Annotated in this window: 23 protein-coding genes; 20 read left to right on the top strand and 3 right to left on the bottom strand. The window is 48.7% G+C overall.

The features are described 5' to 3' along the window. Window positions 1-108: 108 nt before the first annotated feature. From rluE to K9N75_RS10710, 13 genes are all read left to right on the top strand, one after another. On the top strand, window positions 109-732 hold the full coding sequence (rluE, locus tag K9N75_RS10770) for a 23S rRNA pseudouridine(2457) synthase RluE (protein ID WP_008813366.1): 624 nt from the start codon (window positions 109-111) through the stop codon (window positions 730-732). Between the two features lie 108 nt (window positions 733-840). After that, a complete protein-coding gene (locus tag K9N75_RS10765; protein WP_199372348.1) occupies window positions 841-1,776 on the top strand; it encodes a hypothetical protein in 936 nt (311 codons plus the stop codon). A gap of 9 nt (window positions 1,777-1,785) precedes the next feature. After that, window positions 1,786-2,253 (top strand): NUDIX hydrolase, encoded by a 468-nt coding sequence (locus K9N75_RS10760; protein ID WP_039187720.1) that lies wholly within the window; start codon window positions 1,786-1,788, stop codon window positions 2,251-2,253. A gap of 195 nt (window positions 2,254-2,448) precedes the next feature. Then, window positions 2,449-3,033, top strand: coding sequence for a fasciclin domain-containing protein (locus K9N75_RS10755; protein WP_008813363.1), 585 nt, complete (start codon window positions 2,449-2,451; stop codon window positions 3,031-3,033). A 62-nt stretch (window positions 3,034-3,095) separates the two neighbouring features. Next, window positions 3,096-3,659 carry an RNA polymerase sigma factor gene (locus tag K9N75_RS10750; protein WP_008813362.1) on the top strand — a complete coding sequence of 188 codons (564 nt, stop codon included), beginning with the start codon at window positions 3,096-3,098 and terminating at the stop codon, window positions 3,657-3,659. Then, entirely contained in the window at window positions 3,656-4,339 is a 684-nt protein-coding gene (locus K9N75_RS10745) for an anti-sigma factor (RefSeq protein WP_008813361.1), read from the top strand. Before K9N75_RS10750 ends, K9N75_RS10745 begins: the two co-directional genes overlap by 4 nt. Before the next feature lie 150 nt (window positions 4,340-4,489). Continuing rightward, on the top strand, window positions 4,490-5,593 hold the full coding sequence (mnmA, locus tag K9N75_RS10740; RefSeq protein ID WP_008813360.1) for a tRNA 2-thiouridine(34) synthase MnmA: 1,104 nt from the start codon (window positions 4,490-4,492) through the stop codon (window positions 5,591-5,593). 158 nt (window positions 5,594-5,751) lie between these two features. Then, window positions 5,752-6,810 carry a GGDEF domain-containing protein gene (locus K9N75_RS10735; RefSeq protein WP_008813359.1) on the top strand — a complete coding sequence of 353 codons (1,059 nt, stop codon included), beginning with the start codon at window positions 5,752-5,754 and terminating at the stop codon, window positions 6,808-6,810. A 170-nt stretch (window positions 6,811-6,980) separates the two neighbouring features. Beyond that, window positions 6,981-7,607: a high frequency lysogenization protein HflD gene (hflD, locus tag K9N75_RS10730; protein ID WP_008813358.1), complete on the top strand. Its 627-nt coding sequence runs from the start codon at window positions 6,981-6,983 to the stop codon at window positions 7,605-7,607. A 70-nt stretch (window positions 7,608-7,677) separates the two neighbouring features. Continuing rightward, on the top strand, window positions 7,678-9,048 hold the full coding sequence (gene purB, locus K9N75_RS10725) for an adenylosuccinate lyase (RefSeq protein ID WP_224452567.1): 1,371 nt from the start codon (window positions 7,678-7,680) through the stop codon (window positions 9,046-9,048). A gap of 196 nt (window positions 9,049-9,244) precedes the next feature. After that, window positions 9,245-10,006, top strand: a complete 762-nt coding sequence (locus K9N75_RS10720) for a GntR family transcriptional regulator (protein WP_224452566.1) — start codon at window positions 9,245-9,247, stop codon at window positions 10,004-10,006. A 298-nt stretch (window positions 10,007-10,304) separates the two neighbouring features. Continuing rightward, the gene (locus K9N75_RS10715; RefSeq protein ID WP_064574098.1) at window positions 10,305-10,706 is read left to right on the top strand and encodes a type II toxin-antitoxin system RelE/ParE family toxin; all 402 of its coding nucleotides are present in this window, start codon (window positions 10,305-10,307) and stop codon (window positions 10,704-10,706) included. Then, entirely contained in the window at window positions 10,699-11,037 is a 339-nt protein-coding gene (locus K9N75_RS10710) for a helix-turn-helix domain-containing protein (RefSeq protein WP_008813354.1), read from the top strand. The genes K9N75_RS10715 and K9N75_RS10710 overlap by 8 nt, the downstream gene beginning before the upstream one ends. Before the next feature lie 42 nt (window positions 11,038-11,079). On the opposite strand, the gene K9N75_RS10705 is transcribed toward K9N75_RS10710, so the two are convergent. From K9N75_RS10705 to K9N75_RS10695, 3 genes are all read right to left on the bottom strand, one after another. Then, window positions 11,080-12,027 carry a PfkB family carbohydrate kinase gene (locus tag K9N75_RS10705; RefSeq protein WP_199372347.1) on the bottom strand — a complete coding sequence of 316 codons (948 nt, stop codon included), beginning with the start codon at window positions 12,025-12,027 and terminating at the stop codon, window positions 11,080-11,082. Then, window positions 12,027-13,067: an ADP-ribosylglycohydrolase family protein gene (locus K9N75_RS10700; protein WP_039187716.1), complete on the bottom strand. Its 1,041-nt coding sequence runs from the start codon at window positions 13,065-13,067 to the stop codon at window positions 12,027-12,029. Before K9N75_RS10700 ends, K9N75_RS10705 begins: the two co-directional genes overlap by 1 nt. A gap of 77 nt (window positions 13,068-13,144) precedes the next feature. Then, complete coding sequence (locus K9N75_RS10695; RefSeq protein WP_020303778.1) at window positions 13,145-14,395, bottom strand: nucleoside permease; 1,251 nt, start codon at window positions 14,393-14,395, stop codon at window positions 13,145-13,147. 411 nt (window positions 14,396-14,806) lie between these two features. Here K9N75_RS10695 and K9N75_RS10690 point away from each other — a divergent pair, with 411 nt between their 5' ends. The 7 genes from K9N75_RS10690 (at window position 14,807) to K9N75_RS10660 (ending at window position 23,068) form a co-directional block, all read left to right on the top strand. Then, window positions 14,807-15,538, top strand: a complete 732-nt coding sequence (locus K9N75_RS10690) for a gluconate 2-dehydrogenase subunit 3 family protein (RefSeq protein WP_008813350.1) — start codon at window positions 14,807-14,809, stop codon at window positions 15,536-15,538. Further along, entirely contained in the window at window positions 15,538-17,316 is a 1,779-nt protein-coding gene (locus K9N75_RS10685; protein ID WP_008813349.1) for a GMC family oxidoreductase, read from the top strand. The genes K9N75_RS10690 and K9N75_RS10685 overlap by 1 nt, the downstream gene beginning before the upstream one ends. 14 nt (window positions 17,317-17,330) lie before the next feature. Continuing rightward, the gene (locus K9N75_RS10680; protein ID WP_224452565.1) at window positions 17,331-18,617 is read left to right on the top strand and encodes a c-type cytochrome; all 1,287 of its coding nucleotides are present in this window, start codon (window positions 17,331-17,333) and stop codon (window positions 18,615-18,617) included. Window positions 18,618-18,933: 316 nt separating this feature from the next. Continuing rightward, window positions 18,934-19,560 carry an outer membrane beta-barrel protein gene (locus K9N75_RS10675; protein ID WP_008813347.1) on the top strand — a complete coding sequence of 209 codons (627 nt, stop codon included), beginning with the start codon at window positions 18,934-18,936 and terminating at the stop codon, window positions 19,558-19,560. Window positions 19,561-19,625: 65 nt separating this feature from the next. Beyond that, the gene (gene phoP, locus K9N75_RS10670) at window positions 19,626-20,297 is read left to right on the top strand and encodes a two-component system response regulator PhoP (protein WP_008813346.1); all 672 of its coding nucleotides are present in this window, start codon (window positions 19,626-19,628) and stop codon (window positions 20,295-20,297) included. Continuing rightward, a complete protein-coding gene (gene phoQ, locus K9N75_RS10665; protein ID WP_008813345.1) occupies window positions 20,297-21,769 on the top strand; it encodes a two-component system sensor histidine kinase PhoQ in 1,473 nt (490 codons plus the stop codon). The genes phoP and phoQ overlap by 1 nt, the downstream gene beginning before the upstream one ends. A gap of 177 nt (window positions 21,770-21,946) precedes the next feature. Next, window positions 21,947-23,068 (top strand): ribosomal protein uL16 3-hydroxylase, encoded by a 1,122-nt coding sequence (locus tag K9N75_RS10660; protein ID WP_008813344.1) that lies wholly within the window; start codon window positions 21,947-21,949, stop codon window positions 23,066-23,068. The last annotated feature ends 60 nt before the right edge of the window (window positions 23,069-23,128 follow it).

The raw sequence follows: 23,128 nt of genomic DNA, 5'->3' as shown, positions 1-23,128 counted from the left end.
TGTTAATGCAATGTAAGATACCTGTCAATATTACTTGAAATATTGTCCGTAGCCAATCGGAATACGATTTCAGTTATAATGTTTCTACCATTCGTCATGATGAATACTATGTCAAAATTCCCTGTTAGAAATCACAAAGTTAACCGATTCAGCACTCGTTCTGCTGCGGCGGTTAAGCGCCCTCGCGGGCCACGAAAGGTGGTTATATTCAATAAGCCTTTTGATGTTTTACCACAGTTCACCGATGAGGCTGGACGCTCCACTTTGAAAGACTTTATCCCTTTAACTGACGTATATGCCGCTGGTCGACTCGATCGCGACAGCGAAGGCCTATTGGTGTTAACCAACGATGGTAAGTTGCAGGCCCAACTCACCCAGCCAGGTCAGAAAACAGGGAAAGTCTATTATGTTCAGGTGGAAGGCGTGCCAGATGACGCTGCTTTGGCACAGTTCCGCCAAGGACTTGAACTGAAAGATGGCATGACGCTGCCCGCCGGTATAGAAATCGTTGCTGAGCCAGAATGGCTATGGCCACGTAATCCCCCGATCCGCGAACGGAAATCAATTCCTACCGCATGGATAAAAGTTATACTGTTCGAAGGACGTAACCGACAAGTGCGCCGAATGACCGCACACATCGGTTTCCCTACATTACGCCTAATCCGGTATTCGATGGGCGACTACACTCTGGACAATCTGGCTAACGGAGAATGGCGGGAGATGCCGGCGTAGTTCTGTGCACGACAAAATATTGTCACGCCATGCGACTGCTGAAGGTTAACTTTCTCCATAATACCGCGGGTGATTTTGGCCTTCGCGTTTGTCATGGAAGATAAAGATATGTATCAACGCACTCTCGTTGCAATAGTGTTATGCGGCATATCGTCACTCTGTTTTGCCCAAACGGATTGTGACGCTATCGCCGGAATGGCCGCCGGAGAAGCGAGTTACCGCAATGACGCTGCTCAGGTGAAAGCAAGCGATACTCGGCTACACTTTTACTCTGCCCCCGCTTCTGACTGCCAACTTCCTGCATTTTTAGTGCACGGCAATACAGTAGAAATACTCAGGGACTCAGTACGGTATACCGAATCTGGAGGCATAGACGACGCATCAAAGCGACCGTTTTACTATGTCCGCTATCGTGATGCCAAAGGCGTATTTGCCACCGGTTGGATCATCGCCGTAGGGTTAGTACCGCTAGCAAATCCATTGCCTGTGCCCCCTGCATGCCAAAAGTGGGCGAATAGCACGATGCCGACGCGTAAAAGCATGGCTCCCGCGTCGGATAATCATTACCAAATACAGGGAAGCGAGCGGGCGTGGTTCTACTCAAAGCCAAATGAACAGTGCCGCAGCAATGCCATTTTCTTAGTTGAGGGCGACACGATTGCCACACAGGAGCAATCCGACGATGATTTTGTCGAATCCGTTTATTACACCGCCGATCATCGTATCGTACGAGGTTGGCTGAAAAAATCGCGCCTGCAGCCACTCAACAGCGGCGATAGTTATCGCGACGATATCAACCCCTTATCGACGGATAAAGCATCACGGGTAATCACGCTGGCATTGCGTAACGACTATCAATGTACTTTCTATGAAAGCTGGAACGACGAAAAAAACATTCAGATCATTGTGCGCGAAGATCATCAGTCTGCACAATGCCGCGGCGCAGGCGATCCAGAAACATCGCCTGCCGTGGCTTATATTGATATTAATAAGCAGAGCGGAAAAATCACCTGGCCAGACTTATTTGATGACACTGAGGATTAAAGGAGCAATATGCTAAAACCACACGTTACCGTCGCCTGCGTGGTGCAATCGCAAGATCGTTTTTTGATTGTGGAAGAAACCGTCCACGGCAAACCTACATGGAATCAGCCAGCTGGCCATCTGGAAGCCGATGAAACACTGCTAGAGGCAGCCGTACGTGAATTGTGGGAGGAAACGGGAGTTCGTGCTCAACCTCAGCACCTACTGCAAATGTATCAGTGGATAGCTCCCGATAATACGCCATTTTTACGTTTTACCTTTGCCATCGATTTACCCGAGCAGCCCGAGACTCAGCCGCAAGACGACGATATTGATCGTTGCCTATGGCTCACCGCTGATGAAATTATTCATAGCGATCGGCTACGCTCGCCTTTGGTACGCGAAAGCATTTTGCGTTATCAGCGTCCAGAGCGCTATCCGCTGGAAATTCTAGCGACTTTTGGCTGGCAATCTAAACCGCCCGTCACGACTATCTAGTCTCTCCCAGATAAACTCGGCGGGCTATTGTCCACCATCGTCAATAACTCCACCGAGTTCTCCTTCGCATCGTCAGCGTTGACAAAACTATTTTAAAAATAGTTTCGTTTTCTTGCATCCAATCCAGTATCTCATCCGTATATGAGTATGTGAGGCACAGAGCCTGACTTTTCTCCTACTCATAAGGAACACATCATGAAAATGTTTACCCGTACTCTACTCTGCACTTCCCTGCTGGTATGTGGCGCATCTGCATTGGCACAAAACATGAATGAAGCCTCCATGATGTCGGGAGGAACCACGATGGTTGGCGGCGCAGCCATGTACCCGCAAAAAAATATCGTTGAAAATGCGTTGAACTCCAAAGATCACACAACCTTAGTGGCCGCAGTCAAAGCCGGTGGTTTGGTTGATACGCTGCAAGGAAAAGGTCCATTCACCGTATTTGCACCGACTAACGCCGCTTTTGCCGCGCTACCAGCGGGTACCGTCGAAACTCTGTTGAAACCGGAGAATAAAGCCAAACTGGTTGCGATACTCACTTATCATGTTGTCCCCGGCGCACTGGATATGAAATCGCTCGAGAAAAAGATCCACGCAGGCCACGGCCAAACGATGTTAAAAACGGTGAACGGTCAGGAAATTTGGTTAATGCAAAACGGCCCTCACAATATCCAGATCAAAGATGCCAATGGTGGAGTTGCGAATATCAGCACCTACGATGTTCAGCAGAAGAACGGGGTGATTGATGTGATTGATAAGGTGCTTCTTCCTAAATAAAACCGTCACGCAGAAACTTGAGTCTATACTTTGCAACAGGCTTCTCTGCGCAAGGTTTGACCATGAATAGTGACGATATTGAGAATCTAACACGGCTCATTCAGGAGGCTGCTCGGGGCAATCGAGCGGCCTTTGAAGAGCTCTATCGTCAGACATCGCCGCGTCTTTATTCAGTTGCCCTGCAAATCCTAAAAAACGCAGCTTGGGCGCAAGATATTCTGCAAGAAAGCTTTATCACTATTTGGCACAAAGCCGCTAGCTATCAGCCTGGTCTAAGCAGTCCGCAGACATGGCTAACACATATCGTGCGCAACCGTGCCATTGACGGTCTGCGTACCGGTAACGCACGCTATGAAATCACCGGTGACGACGAGTTAGATACGCTGGTAAGCAGCGCGTTTGTTAACGACGATCCGCTGCAACATATCCATGACGGGGTACAGAATCTGCGATTGAAACAGTGCCTCTCCGGATTACCTTCAGACCAGCAGCAAACGGTGGTTCTAGCCTACTATCAAGGCATGTCGCATGCTGAGGTTTCCGAATTTCTCCGCCAACCGTTAGGCACCATTAAAAGCTGGATACGGCGAGGGCTAGAGCAGCTAAAAGGATGCTTAGGACTATGATTCCACGTAGCGAACATCTGGATCATCTCGCTGGGGAATATGTGATTGGCACCCTACGGGGTTCAGCACGCACTCGCTTTGAGCAATGGCTAGCGCAAGATCCCGAGCTGCAAATACGCGTACTGCGTTGGCAAAATGGCCTAGCGCCTTTGGATGAATTGTACCGCCCGATCCAGCCACCTGCACACGTTTGGCAAAATATCAGTAAACGGTTAGATATTGAAAGTGACAACGTCACTAGCATTCAATCACACTGGCTGAAACGCCACGGCTGGATTGGCATCACTGCATTAGCTGCTGCATGTCTTTTGCTCGTATTGCTACCGAGAACGCTGGTGAAACCATCCACCCCGCCCGCCGAAGTCGCGGTACTCGCCGCTCAAGACAACGGTATGCGTTGGTTGGTGAGTCTCAATCCCAATAGCCACGCTTTGACCTTGATGCCACCACGCGGTCTAAATATTCCAAGCAATCGCAGTTTAGAACTTTGGGCAATTCCCCAAGGCGGCAAACCTATTTCGCTGGGTATTATCAGCAACTCAGCGTTGAGTGCGGTGTCCGCTTTAGGCAAACCTATCATTAACGGCAGCTTACTCGCGATTAGCTTAGAGCCACGCGGCGGTTCACCTACCGGCCAACCGACCGGCAAAGTACTGTTTAGCGGCAGTATTCAGCTGTAATAATGCTGACAGGCAAGGATGCCTAATTTCGCGAGCCGCCCCTGTTAGACCAGTCGTCTAGAAAATAAGGTATGGAGCTTTTTCCATGCCCTGCTTTCGTGCTAAAATCCGCCCCTTAAATTTGTGTTCCACTCAGACTGTGAGAGTCTCATGTCAGATAACAGCCAGAAAAAAGTGATCGTCGGGATGTCCGGCGGCGTTGATTCCTCCGTATCCGCCTATCTATTACAACAACAGGGATATCAGGTTGCTGGCCTGTTCATGAAGAACTGGGAAGAAGACGACAACGAAGAATACTGCTCTGCGGCAACCGATTTAGCAGATGCTCAAGCGGTATGTGACAAGCTGGGTATCGAGCTGCATACCGTCAATTTTGCGGCCGAATACTGGGATAATGTCTTTGAACTGTTTTTGGCAGAATACAAAGCGGGTCGCACACCAAATCCAGATATCCTGTGCAACAAAGAGATCAAATTTAAAGCATTTCTTGAGTTTGCCGCCGAGGATTTAGGCGCAGATTACATCGCCACCGGCCACTATGTTCGCCGTCGAGATATCGATGGCACGACACAATTACTGCGTGGCGTTGACACCAATAAAGACCAAAGTTATTTCCTTTATACCTTGAGCCATGAGCAGGTGGCACAAAGCCTGTTCCCTGTTGGGGAATTGGAAAAGCCAGAAGTCCGCAAAATTGCAGAACAACTGGACCTAGCTACGGCGAAGAAAAAGGACTCCACCGGAATTTGCTTCATCGGTGAACGCAAGTTCCGTGATTTCCTTGGTCGCTATTTGCCCGCGCAGCCGGGCAAAATCATGACCGTCGACGGTGAAGAGATCGGCCAACATCAGGGGCTGATGTATCACACGCTCGGTCAGCGTAAAGGATTAGGTATCGGTGGTACTAAAGATGGCGGCGAAGATCCATGGTACGTGGTGGAAAAAGATCTGGAAAATAATGTTCTGCTAGTCGCTCAAGGCCACGATCACCCAAGTCTCTATTCTCAGGGTTTGATTGCTCAGCAATTGCACTGGGTCGATCGTAAAACCGTGACCGAACCATTCCGCTGTGTGGTGAAAACGCGTTATCGCCAACCGGACATTGCCTGTACCGTCACCCCTATTGATGACGAGCGCATTGAAGTCCGCTTCGACGAACCTGTTGCGGCCGTCACACCGGGGCAATCAGCCGTATTCTATATTGACGAAGTGTGCCTTGGTGGCGGCGTGATAGAACAGCGCATCATCGACTAAAATTCAGCCTACCCCCACGCACAGGAGAGCAAAATAAGCTCTCCTGTTTGCTTATTGACAGAATTCAGACATTTATCCACGTACCCTTTCTAAAATTGCGGTTGAAACTCACGTGCTAGACTGAGAATATTCTGACTAATACTAATCAGAGATAAACGATGAATCCGCTACAGTCGCTTGATGTTCTCTATATAAATGCCTGTGTCACTTATGCTTCGCTGTCTGTGACCTATTTTGTGCTAAGCAAACAGAATGCATTAAGCGCGACGTCGTCATTAAGCCGCAGGATTTTGTTCGGTCTGGTGGCGGGATTGATTTCACTCTATCTGACGCGCAGCAAGATGTATTTTACGTCCGAAGTGTATTACAGCTTTGAGATCGTACCTATGCTGCTGGTCACCTTCTTTGGTGGAGGCATTGCGGGTATCACCGCATGGTTTGTAAACTTTGCCACGACCGGAGGTTTCGTCTTAGATAATCTTCTGCTGGCGGTAATGCTGATCCCGTTGCTACTCGCCCGCGTGTGGAAACGCAATACTTTTCGCACCTATCTCAAGACAATTATTCTTATAACCCTTTATCGCATCGTGGTTGTCTTGCCGTTTTTACATACACAAGGCAACGTCATCGATATTCTGGTTTATCAAGCCGTTTCATTTCTTTGCCTACTGGTGTGCTACCAGACCTTATCAATTAAACGCCGCAGCGTGGATGCGTTTTTTAAAGTGCGCGCCGAATCTTTACGTGACGCCATGACAAAAGTGCATAATCGACAGTCATTGGAGTTACAGTTACAGGCGCTGTCCAAATCCCGCACCCCTTGCTGCTTAGTGATGATCGACATCGATAATTTCAAATTGGTGAACGATACCTACGGCCACTTGGCTGGCGATCAGGTACTGGTTGAAGTGGCTGAGCTCATGAACCTCATCACTCGTTCAAGCGACTTTATTGCCCGCTTTGGTGGTGAAGAGTTTGCGATTATTATCCACCACGACGATTTGAATCGTGCTTTCCAGATATGTGAGCGTATCCGCTTATCCATCAGCAACCGAAAATTTTTCTTATCGCATGGCCCCAAAATACATGTCACCGCATCCTTTGGGATCAGCCTCTATGATGGCAAAACGTCAACAGTAGAAGAAACTCTCAATCGAGCCGATAATGCACTGTATCAGGCAAAGCATACCGGTAAAAATAAGGTTGTTTTGGGGTAAAAACGTGCCAACACCTCTCTACGTTGAACAGAACCAAGCCAAATGACCACACTGGTGTGGATTGCCTCTGTGTTTAAGCCCTGCTTTGTGGCATGATCTGCCCTTAAATTTATACACGGGTTTTCAGACTCGTGTTAATTTTGTCCTTGCCCGCGCATACAGGAGTCTCCGTGGCGAAGAATTACTACGACATCACCTTGGCATTAGCCGGTATCTGTCAATCAGCTCGTCTGGTTCAACAGCTGGCACATGAAGGTCAATGCGATAACACCGCAATGAGAACGTCGCTAAACAGTATTCTTCAAACTAACCCGCCTTCTACGCTCGCCGTATTTGGCGATCACGAGCGCGACCTCAAGCTGGGTCTTGAAACACTGCTGAACGTGTTGAATGCTAATCGCCAGGGACCTGGCGCAGAATTGACCCGCTACTGCCTAAGTTTGATGGTGTTGGAACGCAAGCTGTTTGCCAACAATAGCGCTATGCAAACACTGTCTGAACGCATCAGCGTTTTAGACCGTCAACTCGCCCACTTTGACCTCGAGTCAGAAACCATAGTCAGCTCTCTGGCCTCGATCTATGTGGATGTCGTTAGCCCTTTAGGACCACGTATTCAGGTCACAGGGTCGCCAACCATCCTGCAAAATCCGCTGATTCAAGCCAAAGTGCGCGCTGCACTGCTGGCGGGGATCCGTTCAGGTATTCTGTGGCAACAGGTCGGCGGTGGCCGTTTACAGCTGATGTTTTCACGTAATCGCCTGTTCCAGATGGCACAAAATTTACTCACACATTGCTAGTTCCGGTGGTATTCCACCGGACGTTTTATCGATTTGATTATCCACCTCAATCCCTCAGGAGTTGCTACCGATGGAATTATCCTCTCTGACCGCAGTGTCACCGATTGACGGCCGCTATGGCGATAAAGTCACCGCGCTACGTCCGATTTTCAGTGAATATGGTCTGCTGAAGTTCCGTGTGCAGGTAGAAGTACGCTGGCTGCAAAAATTGGCAGCCTGTGCAGAAATTCGCGAAGTTCCGTCTTTTGACGCCGACGCAAACGCTTACCTTGATAAAATCGTTGCCGAATTCAGCGAGCAAGATGCTCAGCGCATTAAAACCATCGAACGCACTACCAACCATGACGTCAAAGCCGTCGAATACTTTTTGAAAGAGAAAGTTGCCGAAGTCCCTGCGCTGCATGCGGTATCTGAATTCATCCATTTTGCCTGCACTTCTGAAGACATTAACAACCTGTCTCATGCGCTGATGCTGAACACCGCCCGCGAAGAAGTTATCAAGCCGCAGTGGCGCAAAATTATCGACGCCATCGCCGGTCTAGCTCAGGAGTATCGCGATATTCCTCTGCTGTCTCGCACCCATGGTCAGCCAGCAACGCCGTCCACCGTCGGTAAAGAATTTGCCAACGTGGCATACCGTATGGAGCGCCAGTTCCGCCAGTTAGAGAAAGTAGATATTCTCGGCAAAATTAACGGTGCCGTCGGCAATTATAATGCGCACCTAGTCGCCTATCCTGAAGTCAACTGGCATCAGTTCAGTGAAGAGTTTGTCACCTCACTGGGCATTCAATGGAATCCGTACACGACTCAAATCGAACCGCATGATTACATTGCTGAACTGTTCGACTGCGTAGCACGTTTCAACACCATTCTGCTCGACTTCGATCGTGACATCTGGGGCTATATCGCGCTCAGCCACTTCAAGCAGAAAACTATCGCTGGCGAAATTGGTTCGTCGACCATGCCACACAAGGTAAACCCAATCGACTTCGAAAACTCCGAAGGCAATCTGGGTCTGTCAAATGCGGTATTAGGTCACCTTGCATCTAAGCTGCCGGTTTCTCGTTGGCAGCGTGACCTTACAGACTCCACCGTCTTGCGTAATCTGGGCGTTGGCTTGGGTTATGCACTGATTGCCTATCAGTCGACGTTGAAAGGGATCAGCAAACTGGAAGTGAACCGCGATCATCTATTGGATGAACTGGATCATAACTGGGAAGTTTTGGCTGAGCCGATTCAAACCGTGATGCGCCGTTATGGTATTGAAAAGCCTTATGAGAAGCTGAAAAAGCTAACCCGTGGTAAACGCGTCGATGCAGCAGGAATGCAGGCCTTTATTGATGGTTTAGCACTACCTGATGAAGAAAAAACTCGCCTGAAAGCGATGACGCCAGCCAACTATATCGGCGAGGCTATCACTTTGGTGGATAAGCTGAAGTAGTCCCGTATCTACCTCATGCATTCACTCAAACTGCTCACTTCGGTGGGCAGTTTTTATTCAATCACACACCGTTTGTCTATCAATACCTCCCTCCTCCACGAAATCACGCTTTTTTCCTTCTGCTATCTGAAATCACGGTCTACACTGAGAATCTCATCCGTCTTAATCAATACCAATAATCCGGACGTTCAAAGCTATGAGCGCTGAAAATAGCCAGCAATTATTGAATAAATTACAGCAAGATATTGCCCAAACGGGCTCAATGCCAATTTATCTGAGATTTAATGAGTCTCTACGTGAAGCCATCGATCAAGGGATCGTGAAACCGGGAGACTTTCTCCCCAGCGAACGTGCTTTTACTGACGCATTGAAAATTTCGCGAATTACCGTCCGTAAAGCGCTGGCATGTTTAGAACAGGACGACATCATCGGGCGAGGCCGAGGCTTTGGCACCATGGTGAAGAATGTGCCAACTCCGCCGCTGGCATACTCACTCGCCACCATTAAAGGATTCTCAGACGAAGTTAATTTGCAAGGGCGTATCCCCGGTTCCGTATGGCTAAAACGCGAGCGCGTTGTCGCTTCTGTTAGCGTGGCTGAAAAACTCAGTATTCCACAAAATAGCCCGGTGTTTCGCCTTGAGCGTATTCGCACCGTTGACCATAGCCCGGTTTCTGTCGCGATCTCCTACGTAGTTGAAGATGCTATTGATGACGTGGAACAAATTGGTAACTCGCTGTATGACTATCTACGCAGTCGCCGAATTCAATTTGGCAAACTCTATAGCCAAATAAGCGCCTGTTTAGCTGATAATGAACTGCGCGAGAAATTATTGATTAAAGAGCCTTCCGCGATGCTAGTGATTCGTCAAACCCTGCTCGATCACGAACTACGACCGCTGGAGTACAGCATTAACTATTGTCGTGGTGATATGTACGAATACTCTACTGAAGACTAACCGTTACGTTGTCACAAAAAAAATAGCGCCATCTAAGGATAACGTGGATGGCGTTTTATTTTTCGCATCCTGCCAAGCCGCTCGCAAAACGTGCTTAGCATTAGCTCATTTTGTCACACATCCTCGCGTATAACCTCGCAGATATTTATCACCAACCTCATTACACCGAGACCTTCGGCCTTATCCGTCTTACCCTGCTTTACCGCTAGATCAGCGCAAACTATTTTCCTCCATTTTAAACGTTGTGCTTGCCAAACGCACAGATTTGTATAAAATTTTATACACAAGGACGCGCACGATGCATACATCAAAAAGGACTTTCATTGCTATCACGCTGTCAGGGCTGCATATTTCTCCTGTCGTTAAACCCATTGACTGGCGGGGCTCCTCTCGCAAAACGTTAATTTCGTTTTCTGAGAGCGTAAAGAAAATCGCAGGGTTTGAGCTACATCGCGTGCAACACGGGCTGGAAGCTAGGCATTGGAAGCCAAGAAACGATTTAGGCGCTGGCGTGACTGAGATTCGTATCAACGAAGACAACAACCAGCACCGCATCATATATGTTGCTACGTTCCACGAATGCATTTATGTGCTGCACTGTTTTGTTAAAAAAACACAAAAAACATCGCAGAAAGACAATGAAATCGTGGCATTGCGCTACCAAGAAATCATCAAAGAAAGGAGTCTCAAACATGGCTGATCATATTGATGTTAAATCTCGTCACCTCACGCCAGCCGATGGGAATATTTTTACCGAGTTAGGTTTTTCTAGCGTTACAGCCACGCAATTACAGGCCGAATCTCTGGCACAAATTAGTGCAGAACTTGAGATGAAAGTCATGCTGATGGTTGAAATCACCCAGTGGATTACCACAAACAATCTCAAGCAGAGTGCCGCCGCTGAGATCTTGAATATCTCTCGTCCTAGAGTGTCAGATGTTGTTAATCAAAAGACCGATAAATTCACTATCGACTCGCTTGTCGGCATGTTAACAATGACCGGCAAGCGAGCACGATTGATTATTGAGTAGTGCTTGCTTGAGTCGTGCTTGAAGGAGACTGGGCGTAACGGGTTAGAAAAATGTCGTTAGTTCTCCAACCGTCGGCGCGCAATCACCGCCTCGGAATGAAACCACATACGCGGCAACGTGGTTGGCTAATATCAACGAATCTTTAGCCGTGAGTCCACTCGCCAGCCCTGCGAGCAATCCCGCACAATGGCTATCGCCCGCACCGATCGTATCAACCACCTGTACACGGCAGGGTTCAACCCATCCAGCATCGTCATGAGACCGTTGGTAATAACACCCTGCATCTCCCATTCTGACCACCACGAGTTCATGAGTCAGCTCATAAAGCCGATGGCAGAATGCGACAACGTCATCACCTTGCATGCCCAAGAGCTTAGCCTCACGCTCGTTCAACGTCAGGATCACTCCGGGGCGAAGCAGTTGTTGTACTGTTTGCGGGGCAATACGATCTAATCGAGGGCCAAAATCAATCACGACTTTAACTTCCACAGGCAAGTGCTGTAGCCAATTAATCAATACATCGCTGTTCGGAGAACTTAACTGATAACCAGAGACTGACACAAAACCGGATGTTGGCTGCATAGATTCCAGCCAATGCGGCTGCCATTGGTTCTCAATGCCGTCGAAAGAGATAAAAGTACGCTCACCATCCGGCTCAACCAGCGCCAGGCACCAGCCATTATCGCCACCGTTTACATTAAGCTGACTTTCAATACCTTTCCGCGCCATTTCCGCTCGTAAGCGATCGGCCCACATACCTTCGCCAACGGGCAGCATCGGTGTGCAATTTACCTCAAGACGATGCAGCGCTAAGACAATATTAAGCGCGCAGCCCCCCAGATGTACGCCGCGCTCGAAAGCAGGCTGATCGCCACCTCGCTCAGGCAAACGATCGGTTTCAGCCACAACGTCCATCACTGAGGCACCAAGCACCATCACGGGCTGCGCCTGCTTGCGTTGTTCAACAAATTGGTTCAGCCACGGTTTCATTATTTGCTTTCCTGCCATTGAGCGCGAAATTGTTCAAACGCACGGCTATAGCGCGTCATATCAATGGGATTGGTTTTCTTTAGCGTATCCAGCCACGCCTTTTTGATCGCATCAACGCCTTGCAATGCACCACAGATCGCCGTCGCCATTGCCCCGATGGTGTCGGTATCGCCCCCAAGGTTGGCACACAATTCCGCGCACCGATTCGGACAGCCGTTAGCCAAATCCACCATTGCTATCGCTGCAGGAACTGATTCGATAGTACTCACACCGGCTCCGACCAACTGATAGACACGCTCGCTGGCATCTTCAATACCATCCGCATGGGCAACCACGGAAAGCGCGAGTTCGATACGCGCTGCCAGCGACGCGCTGAAAGTGGATGGACGGAATTCTTGTGCATAGGCGGCAACGGCAGGCAAAGCCGTTTTAATTTCGGCCCAGCTTGCGCCCTCAATCGCTTTAGATACTGACCACGCAATGACGACTGCCCCCGCGACAGCAATATCAGACTTATGCGTTGGGCTCGACGCCTCCCAAACCTGATCAACAAAGGTGCGTAACGGTGCCGATGGCAAGACACACCCTAGGGGGGAAACACGCATTGCTGCGCCATTCGTCACACCATTGTTTTCCAAACTGCTAATCGGCTTGCCTTCTTTCTGCTCACGCAGCGCCACTTTAGAGCTTGGGCCCAAGATATTTTTATTGAATGCATCAAAGCTATCGACCCAACGAATAACGTTACGCGCGATCAGCTCTGGAACCACTTTCCCATTTGCCTCTAACAAGGCATCGGCTAATGCTAGCGCCATTGACGTATCATCGGTGAATTGGCCGGCGGAAAAATAACAAGCAGCAGAGTTTTCCTGTGGGCCATCCAGAAAACGATCAATCCAACCAAAATGACTGCGCACCCGAGAACGTGGCCACAGCTCAGACGGCATCCCCAGAGAGTCTCCCAACATCTGGCCATAAAGCGCTCCCAGAATGCGTTGCTGGATAGTTAGATCTTTTCCTGCCGATACTTGTAACGTCATAACAACCTCAATATTTCATCGGAGACACGGGCCAAAGACCTGTCGTCTCCGCTAGGATTCAAAAAACAGTATTAATTTCAGAGGGCAATTTGGCCGATTTCTTTACTCTTTTCGCGGAAAAATAGTACGAATAACAGCATGACCGCAAACACCATCGCAGCCCCCACGCCCCAGACGGTAAACCAGTCGAAAGTCATCCCGTTGTGCGCTTCAGGTAGTTGGAATGCTGTCATTGCACGCCCGCCTAGCCAGTTACCAATAAAGCTACCGAAGCCCTGACAAATCAGCGTGATCAGGCCTTGAGCCGCGGTGCGCATATGAGCAGGTGCTTTCTTATCAACGTAGATATAACCGGTGACAAAATAGAAGTCATAACTCACGCCATGCAACAGAATGCCGATGAATAACATGCTGTACATCAGCATGTCTGCTGTACCGCCGTAGATAAAGAGAACATAGCGGATACCCGCGGTGACAAAGCCTAACAACAGCACTTTCTTAATACCGTAACGCTTAAGCAGGAACGGCAACGCAAGCATGGCGAAAATTTCAGAAACCTGCCCCAGCGTCATCCACCCTGTCGCATTTTGTAAACCAACCTGAGTTAGGTAGCCATTTGCAAACTGGTAGTAAAACGCCAGCGGCATGCAGAACAGGAATGAGCACAAAGCAAAAATAGCGAATGAACGATCGCGCAACAGTCCTAGCGCGTTCAGGCCCAGCAGGTCTTTGATGTCCGTGCGCTGCCCGACTTTCGGCGGTGTATTCGGTAGCATGAAGCTGTACAGACCGAGTAGCACAGAGGCAATAGCGGTAACAATCAACGGAAGGTTAGTGTCAGAGACGTTTTCCATCCCCAATAATGGTGGTAGCACAAATCCAACCACCAGCCCAGAAGCAATCCATCCTAAAGTGCCTAACACACGAATGCGTGGGAAATCCTTTTCCGTATCGCGAATATTGGCAAAAGCGATACTATTGGTCAGCGCTACCGTTGGCATATAGGTCAAGGCATAGACGACCAACAGCGGGAAAAAAGTAGAGAATTGAATTTGCCAAGCCAACAGCAGCATCAGCCCCCCACCCACTATGTGTAACCACCCTAATACTTTCTGCGCAGCAAAATATCGGTCTGCGATAACCCCGACTAACACTGGAGATAGGATAGCGGCAATGGCAGTACTGCTGTACGACCACGCAATTTCAGAGGGAGAAAACCCCAGTTTGTTCAGATATTGCCAAAGCGGAACAAACCACGCCCCCCAGATAAACCATTCCACGAACATCATCACGGAGAGTTTTGTATTGTTATTATTCACAGTTTGCATTTGATTTCCTTGCACACGAATGGACTAAGAACCCTTTCATTGCGTAGTACCTTAATAATACCATTGAAATAATACTGAGAGCTGAATCGAACAATCATATTTCCTTCCCCCTTAGAGGCAATCGTTTTCTTTGCCATTTTCCTCCTATGCTCCCTAAACCCACCCTTGGCTAGTTATCGATAGTTATCTGAGTGGTAAATAAATTGTATGAAAATATTTTCTTAATTGTTTTTTATATCCATGCAATTACAATGGAATATATGATTAGCAACCTAATCATAAACAAGGCAACTAGATGCCAATTATAAGACTCTCATCATCCTTCGATCCTCTCTTCTCAATCTGGCGCTAAATCAAAGCCAGCTGCATTTTATGAGTAGAGCGTATCCTTTAATGCAAGGTGCTGTAGTTATGTCAAAGCCCCATGAAGCAATGCCATCCAGAAGGCAATTTTTAAAAAAGACGCTCACACTTATTCCACTAGCCGCGGCTACCGGTTCGGGGGTTGTCTCGTTCGCATCAGCGGCGCAGACAGCCTCTGAAAAATCTCCCGGCGTCAGCCAGCACTATGTCCCTCTTTACTTTAATAATGAAGAATGGGCATTTTTGTTGGCTGCCTGTGAGCGATTAATCCCGAGTGATGCCAATGGCCCAGGGGCCGTTGAGCAAGGTGTGCCGGTGTTTATCGATAAACAAATGGAGGCACCTTTTGGGCGCGGCGGTCTCTGGTATATGCATCCGCCATTTGTCTCTGCGGTTCCCGAGCTTGGATACCAATCCAAACTCGTGCCGCGAGAGGTTTATCGTTTAGGTATCAGTGAGGTAAATAACTATTGTCGCAAGCAGTTTAAACAGCGTTTTGCCGAACTTTCCCCAGATCAACAAGATCAGGTTCTCTCCAATCTTGAAAAAGATAAGCCCAGCTTCGATAGCGTATCCGCGAAAATGTTTTTTGACCTACTGCTGCAAAATACCAAAGAAGGCTATCTGGCGGATCCTATTCACGGCGGAAACCAGACGTTGGCATCGTGGCAACTCATAGGTTTCCCCGGAGCTCGCGCCGACTACACGGATTGGGTCGACCATCCGAATGAGCCCTACCCACAAGGCCCCATCAGTATTTCCAGCAAGAGGACTGCATAATGACAACAATAAAAAAAGAGCCCGTTGATGTGGTTATTGTCGGCTTCGGCTGGACAGGCGCCATTATGGGGATGGAAATGACCGATGCGGGCTTGAGCGTCGTCGCTTTAGAACGCGGGGAAAAACGCGATACCTATCCTGATTTTGCCTATCCTCGCATCGCTGATGAACTAACTTATGGGATCCGCCTAAAACTCTTCCAAGAGGCATCAAAAGAAACGGTTACCGTGCGCCACAACCCGGGTGATTATGCCGTTCCATATCGTCAATTTGGATCGTTTCTGCCAGGTAACGGCGTAGGCGGTGCCGGAGTACATTGGAACGGAATGCACTGGCGCGCCCTTCCCAGTGATTTAAAAATGCATACCACCGTGATGGAACGTTATGGTAAGTCATTCATCCCTGAAGGAATGCTGTTGCAGGACTACCCTGTGAGCTATGACGATTTAGAACCCTTTTTTGATAAGTTCGAAAAAGTATGCGGAACGGCAGGAAAGTCAGGCAATTTGCAGGGGAAAATTATTGATGGCGGTAACCCTTTCGAAGGGCCGCGGATGTCTGAATACCCAACGCCACCGCTTAAACAACTGTACTCTGGCACATTGTTTAGCCAAGCGGCTAAAGAACTCGGATATCATCCTTTTGCTATCCCAGCCGCCAACTGTTCCCAGCCTTACACCAATCCCTATGGAGTCCAACTCGGCCCTTGTAACTACTGTGGGTTCTGCGAACGCTTCGGATGCTTTATGTATTCTAAAGGCTCCCCTCAATCGACGATTCTCCCGGTATTAACTCAGAGAAAAAACTTCGAGCTACGCGCTAACTCAATGGTCATAAAGGTCAATCTTGATAGTAGCGGTAAAAAGGCAACCGGAGTGACTTATGTCGATGCTCAGGGGCGTGAAATCGAACAACCTGCCAGCATCGTGATTTTAAGTGCATATCAACTGCACAATGTTCGTCTGCTGTTACTCTCTGGAATTGGAACACCTTATAACCCACAAACGGGCGAAGGTATGGTCGGCAGAAATTACGCCTATCAAATGAACAGCGGTATCTCCGTATTTTTTGATAAGGACACCAATTTCAATCCCTTCATTGGTGCAGGCGCCGCAGGAGCTGTTATCGACGACTTCAATAGCGACAACTTTGATCATAGCGATCTCGGTTTTATCGGTGGCGCTTACATATCTGCAGTGCGCACCGGCGGTCGCCCGATTCAACAAATGTCGTTACCCGCAGAGACACCAACATGGGGGGCTGGATGGAAGCAAGGGATTAAAGATAACTACCTGCACTCCATGAGTATTGGTTCTGAAGGTTCCGTGATGCCGTATAAAGAATGTTATCTCGACCTCGATCCCAACTATAAAGATGATTTCGGCCAACCGCTATTGCGCATGACATTTGATTGGAAGCCAAACGAAATCAAAATGACACAGCACATCACCAGCAAAATGCAGGGAATTGCGACGGCTATGAACCCTAAACAGATGAAAATCTCTGTAATGGATATGAACAGCCATTACGACGTACGCCCCTATCAGTCAACGCATACCACCGGTGGCGCTATCATGGGCGACAATCCATCCAATAGTGTGATTAACAAATATCTGCAAAGCTGGGACGTACCCAACGTCTTCGTACAGGGCGCCAGCGCCTTCCCACAAAACATGGCCTATAACCCCACAGGATTAGTTGGCGCACTTGCTTATTGGTCAGCACATGCCATTCGCACTCAATACTTAGCCAATCCTGGCCCATTGGTTCAGGCCTAACAGGGAGAGCAATAATGAAAACGATCACGCTAACACAGCTAGCCATGCTCTTACTGGGTACAAGCAGTTTTTGCATCCAAGCCGCGCCTACACCACTCGAACAACGCATCGCCCATGGAGAATATCTCTCACGCGCAGGTGATTGTACCGCCTGCCATACGGCTCCCGGAGGGCAACCTTTCGCGGGGGGATTAAAAATGACCACGCCGGTAGGCGCGATCTATTCCACCAACATCACGCCGGATCGAAAAAACGGGATAGGTGAATATAGCTATGCAGAATTTGCAGATGCTGTTCGCCAAGGCATCCGCAAAGATGGTAGCCATCTTTATCCAGCGATGCCCTATCCTTCGTTTGTCAAAATCAATGATGACGATCTTCAAGATCTCTATCTCTATTTTCAACATGGCGTAAAACCTGTCGCTCAGACAAACAAAGACAGCGATATCCCATGGCCACTCAACATGCGATGGCCACTAGTCGCTTGGAATATGTTATTCCGCCACGATGGTACATACCAAGTCGATACACAACAAAATACAACGTGGAATCGTGGGGCTTATCTTGTACAAGGACTAGGCCACTGTGGCTCTTGCCATACGCCTCGCGGAATAGGTTTCCAAGAGAAAGCCCTTGACCAGACGGAGTCAGAATATCTGAGCGGAGGAACGTTAGAAGGCTGGCACGCAGCTAACCTGCGCGGAGATAAAGTCACAGGATTAGGCCGCTGGAGTGTGCAAGACATCGCCCAGTTCCTAAAATCGGGTCATACAGAAAAATCGGCAGCGTTCGGCTCCATGACAGATGTGGTGCAGGATAGTACTCAATACCTTAGTCATGATGATTTACAAGCGATTGCCGTGTATGTGAAATCGCTTAAACCTGTTGGCGATAGTGCCCCAGAACCCACTCGTGACGACAAGACTTATCAGGCACTGGCAAGCGGAAAAGTCACTCAGACAGGAGCTCAGATTTACCTCGATAATTGCGCAGCCTGCCATCGTTCAGATGGTCTCGGCTACAAGAATAGGTTTCCTGCTCTCGCACATAACCCTGTCGTGCTAAGCAAAGATCCTTCATCGCTGATTAGTATCGTGCTGAAAGGCTCTCATGTTCCAAAAACGCAGTCAGCCCCAACAGGCCTCACGATGCCCGACTTTGGCTGGCGACTCAACGATGAGGATATCGCTCAATTGCTATCATTTGTACGAACAGGCTGGGGAAATCAGGCCGAACCCGTTAGCGCGTCGCAGGTCAGCGATATCCGTGCAGATCTGTCTAAAGCGGATATCAAGCACTAGTTCGATTTGTAACCGGACTAAGCGTGAGACCTATGCCGTAAATATTTAATCCCCTATGGCAGAACCGGACCGTTAAAAGACCTAAAAAACCGCAGTGACGTATTCCTCTCCTCATACGCTGCGGTTTCTTCGTTTATCTTATTGCACGCAGACAAAGTTCCCTTTCAAGAGAAAAACCTGTAAAAGCCCATTTCACCTCGTTTATTTTTCGTTTAAGTTTGGAGGTACATGGTTGAGGAAAGGTTTAGTTGGTTCTTTCGATACTAGTTGTCGCAGTAACAAAGACTACAACAATGAAATATCGAGGAAATGACACATGTTTAAACAATCTTTATGCGCAGTCGCTATCATTAGTGCTATGAGCGGCGTTGCACTTGCAGATGACTACACCTACGTTGCTGGAGGCTTGCAGGTGGGCGGCATCACAAACAAAAGCGATTTTGATAAATTAGTGCACCAGAACCGTCCAGATCAAAGCAAAACCACCATGGGTGGCTTTTACCTGCGCGGTGGATATGGTTTCGAAAACAATGTGTTCATCGATGCGCGTTTAAACGCAATGGGTAATAGCCAGCGAGCTAGCGGCGATAGCCTGCTTGGCTTGGGTTACCACTTTGCCATTAACCCAACCACCGATATGTATGCTTTGATCGGCGCGAGCGGTCACGCTGTTTCAAGCAACTTTGATTATGATAAGAAGCGTGATGAAAACTGGAGCAGCGCAACCGGTGAGATTGGCGTTAAAAGCCACATCACCGACAAAATCAGTATGAATGCTGCTTATCGCTATGCTGAATATGATAGCCGCGGCTTCAATGAAGCTCGTATCGGGGCTGGTTATGCGTTGACGCCTAATCTGGCCGCCGAAATTGGTTATACCTACCATAACTGGAAAGTTGACGATCAGATCGGTGAGATCGGGATCCGCTATACTTTCCAGTAAAATAACATCATATGCGTTTGCCAAGAGGCATCGCCTCTTGGCCTTATCTTATGGAGAAGTCACTCATGCGAATTCTGGTTGTGGAAGATAACGGTTTACTTCGTCACCACCTTTCAGTTCAGATGCGAGATATGGGACATCAGGTTGATGCCGCCGAGGATGCCAAAGAAGCCGATTTTTTTGTTAAAGAACAAACGCCAGACATTGCTATCGTTGATCTGGGTTTACCGGGTGAGGATGGACTCAGTCTGATCCGCCGTTGGCGTGCTGAGCAAATCAAACTCCCTATTTTGGTACTCACTGCGCGGGAAAGCTGGCAGGATAAAGTGGCCGTGCTCGAAGCTGGCGCAGATGATTACGTGACAAAACCTTTCCATCTCGAAGAGGTTATTGCACGTATGCAAGCCCTGATGCGTCGCAATAGCGGCTTGGCCTCACAGGTCATTACCCTTCCACCATTCCAGATCGATTTGTCTCGTCGTGAGCTTACGGTGAATGAAAACCTCATCAAGCTGACCGCATTTGAATACACCATTATTGAAACGCTCATTCGTAACCACGCCAAAGTCGTCAGCAAAGACGCGCTAATGCTACAGCTCTACCCTGATGCCGAGTTGCGAGAAAGTCACACCATCGACGTATTGATGGGGCGTCTGCGTAAAAAACTACAAAACGAATACCCGCAAGAAGTCATCACCACGGTTCGTGGACAAGGCTACAGGTTTGATATTAACTGATGAACCTTCCGCGTTGGGCACACTATAAAGCACAGCCGTTTTCGCTAAGAACACGGTTTTTACTCGCGACAGCGGCCGTTGTATTTATGCTATCACTGGCCTACGGAGTCGTTGCGGTCGTCGGCTACGTCGTCAGTTTCGATAAAACAACGTTCCGTCTGCTGCGGGGCGAAAGCAATCTGTTCTTCAGCTTGGCGCATTTTGAAAATGGCAAATTGACCATCACTTCGCCGCCTAACTTCGATCTTAACGCACCGACGTTGGTCATGATTTACGACGATAAAGGCAAACTGCTCTGGTCACAACGCAAAGTCCCCGAACTAGAAAAGCGCATTGATAAATCTTGGTTGGAGAAGCCCGGTTTCTACGAACTGGACTCCAGCACCATATTCAGTAGCGCCGTTTTAGGGGATAACCCGAAGGTTCAGGATCAACTAAAAGATTACGACGACGACGACGACGATGCCATGACGCACTCCGTGGCCGTTAACCAATATGCGGCAACGGACCGCCTACCTGCACTGACTATCGTTGTCGTGGATACTATCCCTCAAGAGTTGCAAAACTCGGATATGGTTTGGGGATGGTTCACCTACGTACTTATCGCCAATATTTTGCTGGTCGTCCCGCTGCTTTGGTTAGCCGCATATTGGAGCCTACAGCCGATAAAGCTGTTGCTGACACAGGTGCGAGAGTTGGAAAGCGGCAAGCGAGAACTTTTGAGTGAAAATCCTCCTCGCGAACTGCGTGGCTTAGTGCGCAATTTAAACATCCTGCTCAGCAACGAGCGCCAGCGCTATACTCGTTATCGGACGACATTATCAGACCTCACTCACAGCCTAAAGACACCTCTCGCGGTGTTGCAAAGCACTCTCCGCTCGCTGCGTAATGGAAAAGACTTAAAAATTGAGCAGGCTGAGCCGATTATGCTGGAGCAAATTAGCCGTATTTCACAGCAAATTGGCTACTATCTGCATCGCGCCAGTATGCAATCTGAGCACAACATGCTCAATCGAGAACTTCACTCCGTTCCGCCGTTGTTAGATAGCCTTTGCTCCGCACTCAATAAGGTATATCAACGCAAAGGGGTTGATATCACTCTGGATATCTCGCCCGAACTCACGTTTGTCGGCGAGAAAAATGATTTCATGGAAGTCATGGGGAACGTGCTGGATAACGCCTGTAAATATTGTCTAGAGTTCGTTGAGATCACGGCACAACAAACGGAAAAAGAGCTCATTATTATCATCGATGATGATGGGCCTGGCATTCCCGCCAGCAAGCGCGATTTGATTTTCCGCCGTGGACAGCGAATCGATACTCTGCGACCTGGACAAGGCCTTGGTTTAGCATTAGTTGATGAATTGCTACAACAGTATGATGGTGAAGCCATTATCACCGATAGTCCCCTCGGTGGCGCACGCATGAGTATCCACTTCGGCCGTCAGCAAATTTCACATACGCTCGACTGAGCGTCGCAAGTGTCCCTCCTTACACTCACAAACGGCGCTTAACAGGCGCCGTTGTCTAATATATTTTCTCTAAAACCTAAATTATTTTCTTTAAAACCAGAGTTGTGACAAACAGGCGGAGGAATCCCACGGTACTTCCGTTATAATCCCAACAGATACATACACAGGGAATTAACAATGGATTATCAACTCGATCTCGACTGGCACGATTTTTTGCAACGCTACTGGCAAAAACGCCCCGTCATTCTAAAGCGCGGGTTCAAGAATTTCGTTGATCCCATTTCTCCTGATGAATTAGCTGGCTTGGCAATGGAAAACGAGGTCGATAGTCGCCTTGTTAGCCATCAAGACGGTCGTTGGCAGGTCGCACATGGCCCTTTCGAAAGTTACGATCATCTCGGTGAGAATAACTGGTCGATTCTGGTTCAAGCCGTCGACCATTGGCATGTTCCATCCAGTGCTTTAATGCGCCCTTTCCGTAAACTGCCAGACTGGCGTACTGACGACCTGATGATCTCCTTCTCGGTACCTGGAGGTGGCGTTGGGCCACATTTGGATCAATACGACGTATTCATCATTCAAGGAACCGGCCGCCGTCGCTGGCGCGTAGGCGAAAAGACACCGCTAAGACAGCACAGTCCGCACCCCGACCTCCTCCAAGTCGAGCCTTTCGACGCCATCATCGATGAAGAGATGGAACCGGGTGACATCCTTTATATTCCCCCAGGTTTCCCTCATGAAGGTTATGCGCTGGAAAACTCACTTAACTACTCCGTCGGTTTCCGAGCACCAAGTGGACGTGAATTAATCAGCGGCTTTGCCGATTTTGTGCTCGCTAATGAGCTCGGCAGCGAACGCTATAGCGATCCCGATCTTGTGCTACGCGATAACCCATCGGAGGTTCAAGCCGCCGAGCTAGAAAAGCTACGTGGAATGATGATGAGCCAGTTACAAAACCAAGATAACTTCAATCTATGGTTTGGTGAATTCGTCAGCCAGTCTCGCCATGAGCTCGATATCGCGCCACCTGAGCCACCGTATCAGGTAGGAGAGATTTATGAGCTGCTTCAAGCGGGCGAATCCCTAGAACGTCTCGGAGGATTGCGCGTCATTAACGTTGCAGGAAGTTGTTTTGTAAACGGTGAAGTTATCGTTACTGACCATGCTGCCGCAGCCCACGTTCTTGCTCGCGAATATGTGATCAATTCAGCCATGCTCGGCGATGCACTTGAGGATCCTAGTTTCCTTGCAACCTTAGCTGCATTAATTAATAGCGGGTATTGGTTCTTCATAGACTAAATCCTGCAGCTATTATCATAGCAATTCACTATTGGGTGGTCGTATATATACGACCACCCA

It is taken from the genome of Hafnia paralvei (assembly GCF_020150375.1).
GTDB classification, from domain to species: domain Bacteria; phylum Pseudomonadota; class Gammaproteobacteria; order Enterobacterales; family Enterobacteriaceae; genus Hafnia; species Hafnia paralvei.
Note: the sequence above shows the minus strand (reverse complement) of the source record. Positions and strands in the feature narration are given on the sequence as shown.